We start from the raw sequence: 15,077 nt of genomic DNA on the forward strand, positions 1-15,077 counted from the left end.
AAACTAATAATTATGGGAAACATTTTCAAATTCTTATTAGTGGTGTCTTGCATCACATTGTTATTATGCTCTTGCGAAAGTGAGATTGAAAATGAGATTCAGGCATCTACAGAAAAACTGAACTTATCAAGATTGGAATCGGACAGCCTTCAATTAGGAAGTTATGAATTGTCTAAAATGACAGATGAGCTAAAAGCGTTAAAGGAAAGGATGGATGAACTAAAGAAAACGAAGACACGATCAGTAGCTTCAAGTAACTATAGCCAATATTTTTCTGGAAACATGTGGGCTATTAGAGAGTTACCCTTCACACTTAGCACTGGAGGTGGATATTTATCATGCACTGGTTGGGGACAGAGAGTGACTTATGAGGGATATAATCCTGGCTCTTATGGTAAATTCTATGTCCAAATTCCCTCATCAATTACCGGCATACCCTATTTAATTTATTCAAACTACTCGAAAACTCGTCTAGCTGTAGGACATTACACTAGTAATCCAGAATCAAAAATATTACTTGCAATGAACAGTAATTCTACTACAGGAGCCATGGATTCTTGGGACATTATACCTGCTACTAATAATCCAGGAACTTATATCCTCCAAAATGAATTATATATTGGTCAAGGAAGTAGTGGTTCATGGTGGGATGTATTCAATTATGTGGTAGATATACAAGCTAATAATGTTGGTTTCAGCCAATATACACAAAGAACCCAACAGGAATTTACTATCACTCCTGATGCTGTATTCACACTGAAAAGCCTGGAATTTATCAATCCATATTCCGCAACTGTAACCCAAAGGGACAATGTCTCTATCAAACGAGCCATAACAAACTCTTCATCCCAATTTATACGAGAAAACCTCGTATTTGAAAAGACTGTGCAAGAGGACTCCTATTTTAAAGAAGAAAAGGGAATAGCATTTAAGGTTCCAGCCTCAGATACGCTATTTGCACGACCTACAGTTACATTAGGCGAAATAGATCTTGTTCCTAATGCAAGTATACCAACTGATACAAAATACCAGCCCAATGTACGCAGGGTATTAGAAAATACATTAAAACATATAGAACCCGTCAAAGTTTCGCCACGTACAAAACTTACAGTAACCTATTATTTTAAAGAATATGATGTATCAGTAGACTATGTAGCCACAATTGAATATAAAGAAGACGGTAAAGATGCTAGAATAGCCAAATTGCCTGGACGTTGGAGCGGAAGGATTCATGTAGATGAAATATCTGATGTTGATTTTGAAGAGACAAACTTGGATACTCAACAAAGTGTAAAAGGAAAAGTGAACATCAGAAATGCAAGCCAATCATCACCAATCATATTTTAAAAATATACCTATATGAGAAAATCTACTATATTTTCATTTATCATACTGTTTGCAATAGCATCATGTAACAATGAAGACGAAATAAGTTATGCTGATTCGCTAAACAATCAGGATGATTCAACATCAGAAATCATCTTGCAAGAACGTGACCCAAACCTACCAAAAGTTTGGTCTAAAAAAATAGCACCCAGACCCAATACTAGGGCATCACTTACCGATGCTACAGATTTTCTTGGAAATTCTTATGCCATAGAAAACGGAACATCAATTATCGGAGATTTCTCCAATGCTAGATTTCCAATTATTAATATGGAAAAGCTACTTGAAAGATATCCTTCATACAGAGTTGCTAAAGAGTTGAGGACAACCTCAACACAAGCTATGTCATACGCTAGCTTTGAACGCTTAGAAACTACTTCATCGTTTACTAAAACAGTCAAATCAGGATTCTCACTAAACGTTGGTCCATTCAAATTTGGAAGAACGAAAACTGTAACCGATATTTTCAAGCATAATACCAATGATTCCGAACAAGCAGTACATGGAGAGCTTAGTGTTGAGGTTGTCAATACAATGATATCTCTACAAACCGCTCCTAGTGCACTGAAAAAAATTTCAGCAGATTATTTAGACGAATTATTTGTGGATGCCCTTTATAATTCATCAATGGTTGAATTAATGCAAAGCTATGGAGAGTTTGTCTTAACATCTTACTACACAGGCGGACGAGCATCGGCTTTATACTATGGCCTTGACAAGCAGAGTACAGATTTCAAAAGTAAAGAACGTGATATGGATAAATCAATAAATGCGTCCTACTCATGGGATAAAAACTCAGCATCAGGAGATTTCTCTATTGGAACAAAAGATGGCAATTCTTCCACAGCAAACGAATCTTTTTCAGAACTGCGCGTCTCTATTAAAACATTGGGTGGAGCCTATGGATATAATGTTGCAACACCTCCTTATGACGTTAAAAACACATCCATTAATTTAACAAGTTGGCTTCAATCATTAAACGATTCAAGAACACATACAATGATTGACATCCAAGATGGCGGGCTTTATCCTATATCGGATTTTATTTTGGAAGAAAACTTTAAGCAAAGATATAACGACACCCACATGGATTTTCAGCACCAAGAACAACTTGAAGAACCGTATATAGAAATAATGAAAGTATACGTCCGCAAAAGTAGCTCGGGAGAGAAATTATATGATATTGTACCTGTACTAAGCACAAGACAAGGAGATAAGCTCATTTTCTCAAATTCAAGTGCAGCAAGTCAATCCGATGCAGAATTAAAAGCGAACAGTGTTGCCACAACCTTTACCGAAAAAAGTAATGCTATAAAAAATGAAAAGAGCAAATATTATAAACTAGCTATCAAAGCTAATCCGAATAAAGTAATAAATCCTATCCTACAAACCACATTATCATTTTCGATAAACGATGTAGAGGAGGTTGGAATGTATAAGTTTAAAAATGCAAATACCAATATTTGGTATATCTACAATCCGACATCGTTATATTGTTTTGCATACTACGACGACGATTATATTCTTGATGCATACGGAATCTTAGATTGGGTAAACAGTATACCTGTAAAATCAGTTTCAATGACGACTTTATATCAACGATATAGAATATTCGGTTTGTAATGAAGAGTACTAATAGATATTCACCAATAAAAAAGACAATCCTTTTAAGAAAGAGGTAAAATACGTTTCATTTATTAATTCAAATTATTCGCTTATGAAAAAAATTATTCTTACCTTTGACTATTCTACTGTTCTTCGGATTAGTCGTATCATCATGTTCTTCAGACGATATACTTCAAAGAGAAAACAACGAACAGCCAAACATTGTAAAAAGAAACAATGAAAAAGCTCGTGAGGCTGGCATAAGATTATTAGAATCATTTGGAATGACAAAAAGTCGTTCATTAAGTACCAGTGACTATCCGGACTATTATGGAGGAAGTTATATTAACGGGGATGGTAAACTTGTTGTTTTTCTTAAAGGAGAAATAGAAAGCACCAAAGCTACTCTTATAAGATTAATAGGCGAAAATGATGTCATATATACGCAAGGCAATTATTCTTATACGGAGTTGAATAATATTCTAACCAAAATAACTTCATTTATTAGTAGTAATAAAGATTCTCAAATTGCTAAGAATATAAAATACTATTATCTAAATGATTTTGAGAATAATGTCGTGGTGGAACTTAACAGATTTAATGAAATGGAAATAAAAGAATTTAAATCAGAAATAGTGAACTTTTCAGGAATTGTATTTAAACAATGCACAAGAGAATTTCAAGACCACTCATTATCTCCAGAAAGTTCTATAGGCATACCTAAAGGCACTGCGTCAATGGGATATAGAGCTACTAGATTTAACACTGACGGTTTTGTTACTGCAGGACATGCTTATAATACTGGTGCTCCAGCATATTATAATAACACACTAATCGGCAGTTGTGATTTTTCAATTCAAGGAGGTTCTGTTGATGCAGCATTCATTAGGTATAACTAATTTCTCCATCGTTCCCAATAATGGAAATCTTACCGGAGAAGAATATAATATTTGGGCAGGAGATAATGTAACCAAGTTAGGAGAGACTATAGCTCAATCTGAAGGTTATATTACGAGTACCAATGCAAATGTAAATGCCGGAGGAATAAGTTATACAGACATGGGAGAAGCTACATATTTGAGTGCTTCCGGTGATAGCGGAGGTCCAGTATATCTGACAAATAGTAAAAAAGTAATAGGCATACATAAAGGAAGCACAGCTTTTACATCTATATTTGTTAAGGTTGATAATATAGCATCAAAACTAAATGCTCATTTTAACTAATATTCATCAATGGATTGGATAAGTAACTTATCCAATTCATTTCATATTTAGCTTATGTTCAAATTAATATCTATTTTGATAACCAATGGAATTGTTTTATTCATGCTAATCAGTTGTCATAATAAAACAAATAATTCAAGAAACGCTATAAACCTTGATTATGAGAATAGTATCGACTCTCTCAATTCACATGAAATGAACACAGCACATTTCATTCATTCCATCGAACCCGGAGAAACGATTGTAGAAGAAAAACAAATGAAAGGGAAAGAATTGATTACAAGAAAAAATGAGAATATAAAAGTCTACTTTTTATTACAAAACTCTTGTTCAAAAGACGGATTCTTGAATACTGAAATTACAAATGATACCATTTTTTATATGAACGATCTCTTTTCATACTATAAGGAAAGTAATGATTCATGGCTTCCTCTCGTTTATCCAAGTAATTATGTAAAAAATGATATTGAATATTCAATACCTTCTCAAAAGAGCATCCAAATCAAGTTCTTTTTACCTCCTCAAAAAGAATACCCTAAGGGGAAATACAAACTACAATTGCTATTTCATAACGCTTCGAAAGATACTTACTATTATATTAATAAATTTTTTCTAAGTAACGCATCAAAATAAGTTATTAATTAATCAATCCATTTTTTATTATTATGAATACGAAAAAAATTATTGGAATTTCTTTATTATCCCTTTGCATTACATTCTTCATGAGTTGTAGTGATGATGACACTCCAAATGATCCGGCAGACACCATCATACTCAATATGCTTAATGAGCACAATGGAAAAACTTATTTAGGCCAATCAGGAACTTATATCAATGAAGCTAATAACTTCGTCACATCTTCTAATTTCATTTCTGACGTAGGAAATGGCGCAGGAGTTGGAGCAAATATTCTACCCTCACTAACCAACCTCACACACGAAGTAGCGGTTACGCCGGGGCATATTTATCAGATTTTTGATAAAAATACACTTATAGATTTTCCGTCAGGTAATCGTGCTATTCAAGTAGAAGCAAGTTATTACCAAGCCTATGTTGTATCTAAAATATTAAATAGCGACATAACTATCGGTGCAATTGTAAAATACATACCAGTTGTCCCTGACAATAATGAACTGCCTGCATATAGGTATAATATTGGAAGCCTTCACTACATAGGTGAAACGGTTGAATTAGCATTACCCCAAAATATAGAGTTTTTCTTGAAAGAACATAGCGCAGGAAAAAAAGGATTAAATGTAACATCTGCCAATAACAAATTAAGAATAACCCTAACTAAAGCACCTGACATAGTCAACGGACCTTATGGAACATTCGACCTTTATATCCGTTCAAATAATGTCTTTACAGTCGTAGAAGTGAATGTGAAATAAGAGCTTTATTATCCAGTAGAACTAAGGGAAAAGGAGAGGAATAAACATCTCTTTAGTTTCTGAATCAAAGAAAATAAACAATCTTGTTGTTATGTCCATGTAATCAGACATAACCATCAGATTATCACAATCTGTAGGTCTACGTCCAAAACATTTTTTACTTGCATGATCTTTCATATTGCCACATATTTACAGAAAATATTTAAAAATATGAAAATTGGTAGATTTTTACTATTCGTATTATTACTGGTATCTTCATACAGTTGTTCTGAAGAGCAGTCGTACGAACCTGAAAAGAAATCAATTTCTATATGGGAAGGAGACACATGGCATGTCATTATAGAAACAGATTTAACAGAGCACAACTATAAGTTAGAATTAGAAGATCAAGAAATTGCGACTGCTATTCTTGACGAAACGAGCGTATGCATCACTACCTACAAAAGTGGAAGCACCATGATACGACTTATCGATACTGACAATAATAAGATAGCATGTGAAATCTCCGTATATGTCAAATACTTCAAAAGTCCAGAAATTGTCAATTGGGGGATTCCGTTAAAATGCAACCCCGATTATCTGGGAGTAATAATAAAAGCAGTGGATCTAAGAATCCCCCCCCAGAAATAGAAATAGAGTTATGAGAAGAAGATAAGCCATCCATCGGTGCTACTTATACATTCAATCAGAAAACCAAAAAGTTCACAATGAAAACTGATTCGGGAATATTCAGAGAAGGCACATACGAATGGAATATTACCTCTTTAACCCTAATGTATGACGATAAAATAGAGAAATTCGGTTTTAAATTTGCTACAAAAATATCACACGGATATATTCTACAGAGTGATAAAACAGCAGAATATCAGCAACGATATCCTGACGCTGGTATCACAGAAGTAAAAGTGAATCATGTTTGGAAGGACAATGGGGTAATCCAATTAGGAGGACTTACATTTTAATTAAATTGAAAAAGGAGGTTATTAACAAACGAAGATTGCCCTTTCATCGTTTGTCATGGAATCTATATCCAAGAAGGTGTGTCAAAATGTGCACCTTCTTTTTTTGCCCAAAGCCCCGACTTTCACAAGCAGGGGCTTTGTTATTACCTAAAGATTTTGTATCTTTAAGCATAATATTTCATACTATGACAAAGATACATTTTCGTCCTTACATTCCCAACCAAACAGTGCTTTTTCCTGAGAGAATCGATGAGGATATTTCAGAAAACGATCCGGTTCGCATGGTTGACGTTCTGGTTGAAAGCCTGAATCTTGAAGGTTTCAGAAAGTTATACAAGGAATGCGGCCGTAGTGCTTACCATCCCCGAATGATGCTCAAGGTTATTCTGTATGCCTACATGAACAACATCTACTCCTGCCGGAAAATAGAAAAGCTACTCCATCGTGATATCCATTATATATGGCTGGCCGGATACGAGAAACCGGATTTCATTACCATCAACCGATTCCGCAACCGGGTGAAGAAGGAAATCAACGAGGTGTTTACCCAAACCGTACTTCTGCTTTCTTCCAAAGGTTTCATCAGCCTGAATGTGGAATACATTGACGGTACAAAAATCGAATCCAAGGCAAACAAGTACACTTTCGTCTGGAGAAAAACGGTCGAACGGAACCGTGAACGCCTGATGAAGAAAATACATGTACTATTAGGTCAGATAGACGAGTTCATCGCTCAGGAGAAATCATCAGAGACCAATGAGGGGATAGAGTTTACTCTGACTATGCTGACCGAAATGGCGGGAGAATTACGTAATGCACTTGCACAGGCTCCCGATCCTTGCACGAAAGAGGAAAAGACTGCACTGAAAAAGAAACGCAAACAGCTCAAGGAGCTGGAAGAACACAGAGATAAACTGCAGGAATACGACGATCATCTGGAAAATCTGCAAGCTCGCAACTCCTATTCCAAGACAGACAAGGATGCCACTTTTATGAGGATGAAGGAGGACGCCATGCGTAACGGGCAGACAAAACCCGGCTACAACCTTCAGATCGGTACCGAGAACCAATTCATTACCGACTTCGCTCTTTTCTCCAATCCTACGGATACACTGACCATGATACCTTTCCTGCAATCCTTTTCAGGCAGATACGACAGATTGGCCCATATGGTGGTTGCCGACTCCGGATATGGTTCTGAGGAAAATTACCGTTTCATGTCTGAAAACGATATGGAAGCCTACGTCAAATACAACTACTTCCACATGGAACAGCGACCCGGATTCAAACCGAATCCGTTCAAGGCCGAAAACTTCTATTACAATGAAGAACATGACTATTGCATCTGCCCCATGGGACAAAAGATGCGGAGGACAGGAACCGGGCATGTGAAAACTGCATCCGGATATGTAAGCGAAAATGCCAGCTACAGAGCCGTCAGATGTGAAGGGTGTCCGTTGAGATGTCTATGTTTTAAGACAAAGGGAAACAGGACAATAGAACTGAATCACAGACTCAGGAAATACAGGCAGAAAGCCAAAGAATTACTATGTTCCGAAGAAGGACTGAAACACAGAGGGCAAAGATGTATAGAACCGGAAGCTGTGTTCGGGCAAATAAAATATAATATGAACTACAAACGTTTCCGCCATTTTGGAAAGGAGAAGGTCTTTATGGACTTCGCATTCTTGGCCATTGCCTTCAATATAAAAAAGATGTGTGCAAAAATGAGAAAAGAAGGTATAGACTGGATGATTAAACTGTTTTATAAACTTGTACCCGCTCTTTTCAGATGGGGGGAACACATTTATCAAACAAATCTTCAAAAGAGCGCAGCTTGAAGAAGGTTTACTGATTCTTTATAGGTGATGAAAAAAAGAAGGCGTATCGTTCATTACGACACACCTTCTTTAAACTTGCTCAACTGATATCCCACATGCAAAAACAAATGCCGGGTGACATAAGTTTTGAGAACCAGAATCTGGTAGAACCCTTTTGTATCATCCCCACTGTATATCAAGTTCCGACCGATGCCAACATTGATAGAGAAAACAGACATCACCAGTTCTGCCTGCCCGAAGAGATAACCCCATGGCAAATTACTTACGGAAAGGAGGACGATGAAACTTCAAATCACCCGAGTAAAACTCGCCCACTCTATACTCCTTAAGATTGGCACTCTCATCATATTGCGCATCTGCAGAAAGCCCTGTCCGAAAATATTTATTGAAATTATACATCGGAGCGAAATTGATGCCCGCCACGCCGAATGAACCGGAAATCAGACTCGACACATCGCCTCCAATCAGTCCTCTTTTGCGGGTGGCTCCGCAAATCACCAAGTCATAGCTGACGTGAGGCTTTATAAAGAGCCGTCCGGGAGTGATGGAACCGGGCACCTCATCCGCACCCAAAACACGTACAATACCGATTCCTCCTCCAATAACATTAAGACCGCCATTAGGATAATGCGTATTTCCATTGGAGAATGGGTGAGATCTACGCCTGCCGCCAGTTTCCAATACCTGTGAACTTGCCAGTTCAGCAAAAAGCTGAGATTGATGTATGCATTGATCTTGGAGCCAATCAACACGTTTTGCGGATTGGATAGTTCATCATATTTCTTCCAGCCCAAAGAAGCTCCGAAGTTCCATTCGTAATCGAACGATAGATGGGGCAACAGTTGCGCGATACGTGACTTTTCTTTTGTTGCGCATTGTCTCCTTGCAGAAAACTATGGGTGGAGACGATATAGCCCGGACGGATGTCAAAGCCGAGCTGATGGGGGATCAAGGGATGGCTGACGCTGTCGTTCCGTTGTCCGATGATTGTCTGGGCTTCCAGATTTACGTTGATTGCCGAATGTACCAGGAGGCAAAGGAGGCACAGCAACCGTATGGTGTTCCTATTTCTAATCATTGATATGCTAGTTATTGAAAGGGATATCCTTGTGTATTATGTTATATTTTACAGGCATTCTGCTTTGTAACGTGCCGGTTACGATTCGTTGTTTCTTGGATTTGGAGTGAGAAACATAGAGGGTATATCTGGTTTCCAGCCAGTCATACATCATCAATAAGGTGTAGTATCGAGAAGTTCGGGGAAGAATTATGTCTTCTTTCTGTTCCATATTGGAGGAAAGCAACATTTGTTGCTCAGAAATGAATGGCACCCGTTTGCCGTTCATCACTAAATATCCGTCTTTCATACTTGGTATTTCCCCTGTCAGACTGGCTTCGCCCAGTAGCTGAAAAGCTTCGGGCACATCGCTTTTGAATTTTATAAAATGATAAAAAGACTCGAAAGGAAAAAACGTATATGTAGACGAAACACCTGTTAAGTTATGAAAGGAGACGCCTTCTTTTTTCTCTATCTTGTTTTCCGGATCGTAAGAATATGCATCCAAAGAATAAATAATACTATCCATCACATATCTGTCTGCCGGAGAGATCTCGATGTGTATCTCCTGCCACTCATACTCGTTGCTTGCCGTGAGCTGAAATTGAAAAGAAGCGGACAGGGCATTCTCGCCCACCGTTATCTTCACTTCTTCGGGATGAACACGTTCGATAGTGAAAATCAATCATCTCCCCGACACACACAATCTTGCCTAATCCGTTCAGCAATGGACCTTGATCATTTGTTGCCAGGCGATTGTCCGCATCATATACTTTATATTGAAAGGGAAAACCGGAAGCTGTATACATTGTTAACCAATCCCAATTGGCAGCTGCAAATTGAATAGTGGCAACATCCCCGTTCCCGTCCAACATCAGTTCGGAATCGGAAGGACGGAAGTCGTCGACAAACACGTCTCCGTTACAACCATAAAACTCCCCCAGGATGAGAAGACAGATTGTCAGGTATAGGAATCTTTTTCATATTGTTTTCTCTCTTGTTCATGCTCTTTTATTCGTTACGGACAAAAGTAACATATATTTTCAGGAACAGCATACAAACCCGCATTAAGAAGTGTTATTATTACCTGATTAATTACCATATACAGTGGCGGACGCTAAAACGGAGCTAAAACAATATATAGCAAGCAGATGGAGAGAAGTTACTAATTAATCAAACAGCTCTTTCAACACCTCCAATGATTTCAATGTAGGAAAGTCCGGCAGATGTAAGCGATAATAATCATTCATAATCGTCAAACACCTGGTACGCTCCGCACGACTCATACCCAAAAGATGCATTGTCTCATAGTTCATGCGCATCAGTTGACGGAGACGGGCAGCCTCTTCGGGATTGATATAAGAAGAATGTAGCTGGGGGCGGATGGAAGTGAAACAAGCATTCAATAAATCAAAGTAATCGCCGGTATGATAATCTTCCAGATTCGGATAAAGTCCCAAGAAACGGGAAAGACGCATCAGAAAAACCAAATGAAAATTAGTAAAACTGCCTCTACACTCGTCCAACCAAATGATGGAATGTTGCAGATAGGCAAATAACGGACGGTTCTCCGCTTCTTCACGGACAGCCCGATAAAGAAATTCAGCCAGGAAAAGTGCCATCGCAGACTTGTACGGGTCATAAGGAATGGACGAAAAAGGATAAAAAGATTTCGCCTCCTTCACCCGATAGAGTGTAGTGTTCGGCCTGTAATCCGCTTCAAATTCAATAAAAGACAGTGGTTGGAACAAGACGGACTTCACCGCCGCCTTTCGCGAACGAGGCAGTGCCACAAGGAAAGAAGCCCTACCGGACAACTCCGTGTACATATCTACAATAATAGACATATCATTGTATTTCAACGTATGAAGAACAATTCCTTTCGTTTTTTGCAACATGACAGACTACCTCATGATCAATCCGGCACAAAATTACAAAAAATCTCTGGAATAAACGAATAAAACGGAAGAAATGGCACTGAATGGCTTAGTGGAAAGGCATTTGCGAAGCCAAAGGGTGACAGCGGCAAAAATCGGGTAACGCAAAGGAAAGCGGAATTATGAAGCAGAACGGTTTTCAAATCGTTACCCGCTGGAAAGTGATTTTTAACACATGGCACCGAAACTGGCAGCTTGTGGCTTCGGTTGGCTTACATGGTCTAACTCGTTGATATTTAACTTTGCAATCAAAAAAAACGAGTATGGCAAGAAGCACATTCAAAGTGCTGTTCTACGTGAACGGCAGCAAGGAGAAAAACGGCATTGTCCCCATCATGGGACGGGTTACAATCAACGGGACTGTGGCGCAGTTCAGTTGCAAACAGAGCATTCCCAAGACGCTTTGGGACGTGAAAGGCAACAAGGCGAAAGGGAAGAGCCGCGAGGCACGGGATATCAACCTTGCGCTTGACAACATCAAGGCGCAAATCATCAAGCATTACCAGCGCATTTCCGACCGAGAGGCATTCGTGACAGCGGAAATGGTGCGCAATGCCTATCAGGGTATCGGCATGGAATACGAGACTCTGCTCAAGGCTTTTGACAGGGAAAACGAGGTGTTCAAAAAACGTGTTGGGAAAGACCGTGTGATGGCAACCTACCGTTCCCGTGTGGTTGCAAGAAACTATGTGGCGGCATTTATCAAATCGTTTTACAAACGGAACGATATGTCGATGCTGGAACTTACCCCTGACTTCATCAAGGAGTTCGCCGCATACCTTTCAACGGAAGCCGGGTTGCACAATGGGACAATATGGGAAAAGTGTATGTGGCTCAAAGGCGTGGTGATGCGTGCCCACTTCAATGGGCTGATACCGAGGAATCCGTTTGCGCAGTTCCACATCAGCCCGAATGTGAAGGAACGTGAGTTCCTTACGGAAGATGAATTGAAAGTGTTGATGACACATGAGTTCGAGGACAGCAAACTCGCATATATCCGAGATATATTCATCTTTGCCAGCCTTACGGCGTTGTCGTTCGTGGACGTGCAGGAGCTGACAAACGATAATATCGTCGAGGTGAACGGCGAGAAATGGATATTGTCAAAACGTCACAAGACGAAAGTGCCGTTCCAAGTAAAACTGCTGGATATCCCGTTGCAGATAATCGAACGCTACCGACCGATGCAGAAAGACAACCTCGTGTTTCCCGGATTGAACTACTGGTCTATCTGTAAACCGTTGAAAAAGATGATAAAAGAGTGCGGAATCAACAAGGACATTAGCTTTCATTGCGCAAGACATGGATTCGCAACGCTGGCTTTATGTAAGGGTATGCCAATCGAAAGTGTGAGCAGGATTTTAGGGCACACGAACATTGTCACGACCCAAATCTACGCGAAGATAACCACGCAGAAACTCGACAATGACCTGACGATGTTCGGGAACAAACTGAGCAAGGCGTTTAACGGCATAACAATGGCATGAGTATGAAAAGAGGTATCCTTGCAATGGGTGAATCCGGCAATATCACCATGCCGGAGATTGTCACCGACATTTGGATGAGTGAACCGGAACTTGTGGAGCTATTCGGGGTAATCGTCCCGACGCTCCGTGCCGCAGTCAGAGCCGTGTATAAAAGCGGTGTCCTGAAAGAATACGAGGTACAGAAATATGTGAGGCTGGAGAACGGATATTATGCCGAAGTGTTCGGCTTCCCGATGATAGCGGCACTTGCTTTCCGTATCAATTCATTCGGTGCGGAGCAGGTGCGCAATGCCATTCTTGAAAGGCTGTACTTGCGAAAAGAGAAAACAAGCATCTTCTTTTCGCTGGGTATAAACAATATGAAAAGTCCTAAGTATCAAGCATGAGACATCTCAATGTGACGACATGAAGTAATGAAACCTATGCGTATTCCCTTTGCCAACAATGTATTTATACGGATAATCGTATAAGTGCATCGTCATTTATACAGATGAATACCAAACCCCGAAGGAACAACCATTAGAGTGGTGCTTCTTCGGGTCTGTTTTTGTTCCCACATCCGTTTTTGCGACCCGAAGCATTGAATTTCCTGTTCCAAAGCATTTTATTCCCCATTCTGCTGCGTTTTGCGTATCAACCTATCCGATAAATGATTATACTTTTGTGGCTGACATTTTACCAAACTAAAATCGAATGAAATGACAGCCAAAGAATCAAAAGACAGCCACCGACCGCCATCAGATGGCGGCGTGGCAAGAGAGGAGTTTATCCGTGTCGGCACCACACTCTACAAGATTGTGGAACAACCGAGATTAAACGGAGGGTATGTAAGGAAGCGCATCGCATGGAACAACGAGACCCTGCGCCAAGACTATAGCAAGGACTACATCGGCAGCGTCCCAAAGTATGACGGCTTCTGCACCGTACCCGAACACGTCAGGTATCAGCCCGTAATCGGCAAGTTCCTTAACCTCTACGAGCCGATAGACCACCGACCTATACAGGGCGAGTTTCCCTGTATTCGGTCATTGGTACGGCATATCTTCGGGGAACAATACGAGTTGGGGATGGACTATCTTCAACTGCTCTATCTGCAACCCGTACAGAAGCTGCCTATCCTGCTGTTGGTGTCGGAGGAACGCAACACGGGCAAAAGCACGTTCCTGAACTTTCTGAAAGCCCTATTTCAGAACAACGTAACATTCAACACCAACGAGGATTTTAGAAGCCAGTTCAATTCCGACTGGGCAGGGAAGCTGCTTATCCTTGTGGACGAGGTGCTGCTCAACCGCAGGGAGGACAGCGAGCGGTTGAAGAACCTCAGCACCACACTTTCCTACAAAGTGGAAGCAAAAGGCAAAGACCGTGACGAGATAGCTTTCTTCGCCAAATTCGTACTGTGCTCCAACAACGAGTATCTGCCTGTCATCATAGATGCTGGGGAAACACGCTATTGGGTACGGAAGATAGACCGCTTGCAATCCGATGATACCGATTTCCTGCAAAAGCTGAAAGAGGAGATACCCACCTTTCTTCATTTCCTACAACACAGAAGCCTCTCCACCGAAAAGGAGAGCCGGATGTGGTTTGCACCCTCGCTGCTGCATACCGAAGCCTTGCAGAAGATAATCCGCAGCAACCGCAATCGATTGGAGATAGAGATGCACGAGCTTATACTTGACATCATGGAGAGTGTAGGCACGGACACTTTCTCCTTTTGCCCGAATGACATCCTTGTGCTATTGGTAAACACGCAGGTCAAGGCGGAAAAGTACCAAGTGAGAAAGGTGTTGCAGGAGTGCTGGAAACTTGCACCTGCACAGAACGGGCTGACATATACCACCTACCAACTGAACTACAACCGGGAATGTCGGTATGAGCCGATAAGGAGGGTTGGACGCTATTATACCATCACAAGGGAACAGCTTGAATCCCTGTAATTCCATCAAATTTTGTTGAATTGATGAATATGAGTATAACTATACTGATAATAAACGATATATGCTCTCAACAAAATTTCAACACACCAAAAGAGAAGTTGAGCGTAAAGCATCGACCGACTGTTGATTTCTCTTTTGGCGAGTGGTTTGTTGAGAAATCGTTGAGGGAGTATAGCACTGTATATAAGGATATTAAACTATCCATTCATCAAATCAACAGATTTTCATCAACATTAAAACCGTAATA

Annotated in this window: 13 protein-coding genes and 2 pseudogenes; 12 read left to right on the forward strand and 3 right to left on the reverse strand. The window is 40.0% G+C overall.

Annotated features, from left to right (window positions below; genetic code table 11):
* Positions 1 to 12 precede the first annotated feature (12 nt).
* The 9 genes from AB9N12_RS06055 (at position 13) to AB9N12_RS06095 (ending at position 8,409) form a co-directional block, all read left to right on the forward strand.
* Positions 13 to 1,347: a hypothetical protein gene (locus AB9N12_RS06055; protein ID WP_369890574.1), complete on the forward strand. Its 1,335-nt coding sequence runs from the start codon at positions 13 to 15 to the stop codon at positions 1,345 to 1,347.
* 12 nt (positions 1,348 to 1,359) lie between these two features.
* A complete protein-coding gene (locus AB9N12_RS06060) occupies positions 1,360 to 3,009 on the forward strand; it encodes an MAC/perforin domain-containing protein (protein WP_369890577.1) in 1,650 nt (549 codons plus the stop codon).
* A gap of 116 nt (positions 3,010 to 3,125) precedes the next feature.
* Positions 3,126 to 3,890, forward strand: coding sequence for a hypothetical protein (locus tag AB9N12_RS06065; RefSeq protein ID WP_369890579.1), 765 nt, complete (start codon positions 3,126 to 3,128; stop codon positions 3,888 to 3,890).
* Positions 3,865 to 4,215: a hypothetical protein gene (locus tag AB9N12_RS06070; RefSeq protein WP_369890582.1), complete on the forward strand. Its 351-nt coding sequence runs from the start codon at positions 3,865 to 3,867 to the stop codon at positions 4,213 to 4,215. Before AB9N12_RS06065 ends, AB9N12_RS06070 begins: the two co-directional genes overlap by 26 nt.
* Positions 4,216 to 4,269: 54 nt before the next feature.
* Entirely contained in the window at positions 4,270 to 4,848 is a 579-nt protein-coding gene (locus AB9N12_RS06075) for a hypothetical protein (RefSeq protein WP_369890584.1), read from the forward strand.
* A 32-nt stretch (positions 4,849 to 4,880) separates the two neighbouring features.
* Positions 4,881 to 5,606, forward strand: a complete 726-nt coding sequence (locus AB9N12_RS06080; RefSeq protein ID WP_369890586.1) for a DUF5036 family protein — start codon at positions 4,881 to 4,883, stop codon at positions 5,604 to 5,606.
* 210 nt (positions 5,607 to 5,816) lie between these two features.
* Positions 5,817 to 6,236: a hypothetical protein gene (locus tag AB9N12_RS06085; RefSeq protein ID WP_369890587.1), complete on the forward strand. Its 420-nt coding sequence runs from the start codon at positions 5,817 to 5,819 to the stop codon at positions 6,234 to 6,236.
* Between the two features lie 77 nt (positions 6,237 to 6,313).
* Positions 6,314 to 6,568, forward strand: coding sequence for a hypothetical protein (locus tag AB9N12_RS06090; RefSeq protein ID WP_369890588.1), 255 nt, complete (start codon positions 6,314 to 6,316; stop codon positions 6,566 to 6,568).
* Between the two features lie 185 nt (positions 6,569 to 6,753).
* Positions 6,754 to 8,409 carry an IS1182 family transposase gene (locus AB9N12_RS06095; protein ID WP_369890590.1) on the forward strand — a complete coding sequence of 552 codons (1,656 nt, stop codon included), beginning with the start codon at positions 6,754 to 6,756 and terminating at the stop codon, positions 8,407 to 8,409.
* A gap of 53 nt (positions 8,410 to 8,462) precedes the next feature.
* On the opposite strand, the pseudogene AB9N12_RS06100 reads toward AB9N12_RS06095, so the two are convergent.
* From AB9N12_RS06100 to recO, 3 genes and pseudogenes are all read right to left on the reverse strand, one after another.
* A pseudogene (locus AB9N12_RS06100) lies at positions 8,463 to 9,487 on the reverse strand (acyloxyacyl hydrolase).
* Positions 9,488 to 9,494: 7 nt separating this feature from the next.
* Positions 9,495 to 10,471 (reverse strand): annotated as a pseudogene (locus AB9N12_RS06105) (hypothetical protein).
* A gap of 164 nt (positions 10,472 to 10,635) precedes the next feature.
* Positions 10,636 to 11,364, reverse strand: a complete 729-nt coding sequence (recO, locus tag AB9N12_RS06110) for a DNA repair protein RecO (protein WP_369890591.1) — start codon at positions 11,362 to 11,364, stop codon at positions 10,636 to 10,638.
* 302 nt (positions 11,365 to 11,666) lie between these two features.
* Between recO and AB9N12_RS06115 the strand changes: the two genes are divergently transcribed.
* From AB9N12_RS06115 to AB9N12_RS06125, 3 genes are all read left to right on the forward strand, one after another.
* Positions 11,667 to 12,890 carry a tyrosine-type recombinase/integrase gene (locus tag AB9N12_RS06115; protein ID WP_369890593.1) on the forward strand — a complete coding sequence of 408 codons (1,224 nt, stop codon included), beginning with the start codon at positions 11,667 to 11,669 and terminating at the stop codon, positions 12,888 to 12,890.
* Complete coding sequence (locus AB9N12_RS06120) at positions 12,887 to 13,276, forward strand: hypothetical protein (protein WP_369890595.1); 390 nt, start codon at positions 12,887 to 12,889, stop codon at positions 13,274 to 13,276. Before AB9N12_RS06115 ends, AB9N12_RS06120 begins: the two co-directional genes overlap by 4 nt.
* Positions 13,277 to 13,588: 312 nt before the next feature.
* Complete coding sequence (locus AB9N12_RS06125; RefSeq protein ID WP_369890597.1) at positions 13,589 to 14,830, forward strand: primase-helicase family protein; 1,242 nt, start codon at positions 13,589 to 13,591, stop codon at positions 14,828 to 14,830.
* The last annotated feature ends 247 nt before the right edge of the window (positions 14,831 to 15,077 follow it).

The organism is Bacteroides sp. AN502(2024), assembly GCF_041227145.1.
Lineage (GTDB): Bacteria > Bacteroidota > Bacteroidia > Bacteroidales > Bacteroidaceae > Bacteroides.

Bases quoted from the DNA above. Each gene is read 5' to 3' on its own strand.
- AB9N12_RS06090 (WP_369890588.1), top strand. From the start codon at position 6,314: ATGAAAACTGATTCGGGAATATTCAGAGAAGGCACATACGAATGGAAT.
- recO (WP_369890591.1), bottom strand. From the start codon at position 11,364: ATGTTGCAAAAAACGAAAGGAATTGTTCTTCATACGTTGAAATACAAT.
- AB9N12_RS06070 (WP_369890582.1), top strand. From the start codon at position 3,865: ATGCAGCATTCATTAGGTATAACTAATTTCTCCATCGTTCCCAATAAT.
- AB9N12_RS06095 (WP_369890590.1), top strand. From the start codon at position 6,754: ATGACAAAGATACATTTTCGTCCTTACATTCCCAACCAAACAGTGCTT.
- AB9N12_RS06055 (WP_369890574.1), top strand. From the start codon at position 13: ATGGGAAACATTTTCAAATTCTTATTAGTGGTGTCTTGCATCACATTG.
- AB9N12_RS06115 (WP_369890593.1), top strand. From the start codon at position 11,667: ATGGCAAGAAGCACATTCAAAGTGCTGTTCTACGTGAACGGCAGCAAG.
- AB9N12_RS06075 (WP_369890584.1), top strand. From the start codon at position 4,270: ATGTTCAAATTAATATCTATTTTGATAACCAATGGAATTGTTTTATTC.
- AB9N12_RS06080 (WP_369890586.1), top strand. From the start codon at position 4,881: ATGAATACGAAAAAAATTATTGGAATTTCTTTATTATCCCTTTGCATT.
- AB9N12_RS06120 (WP_369890595.1), top strand. From the start codon at position 12,887: ATGAGTATGAAAAGAGGTATCCTTGCAATGGGTGAATCCGGCAATATC.
- AB9N12_RS06125 (WP_369890597.1), top strand. From the start codon at position 13,589: ATGACAGCCAAAGAATCAAAAGACAGCCACCGACCGCCATCAGATGGC.
- AB9N12_RS06060 (WP_369890577.1), top strand. From the start codon at position 1,360: ATGAGAAAATCTACTATATTTTCATTTATCATACTGTTTGCAATAGCA.
- AB9N12_RS06085 (WP_369890587.1), top strand. From the start codon at position 5,817: ATGAAAATTGGTAGATTTTTACTATTCGTATTATTACTGGTATCTTCA.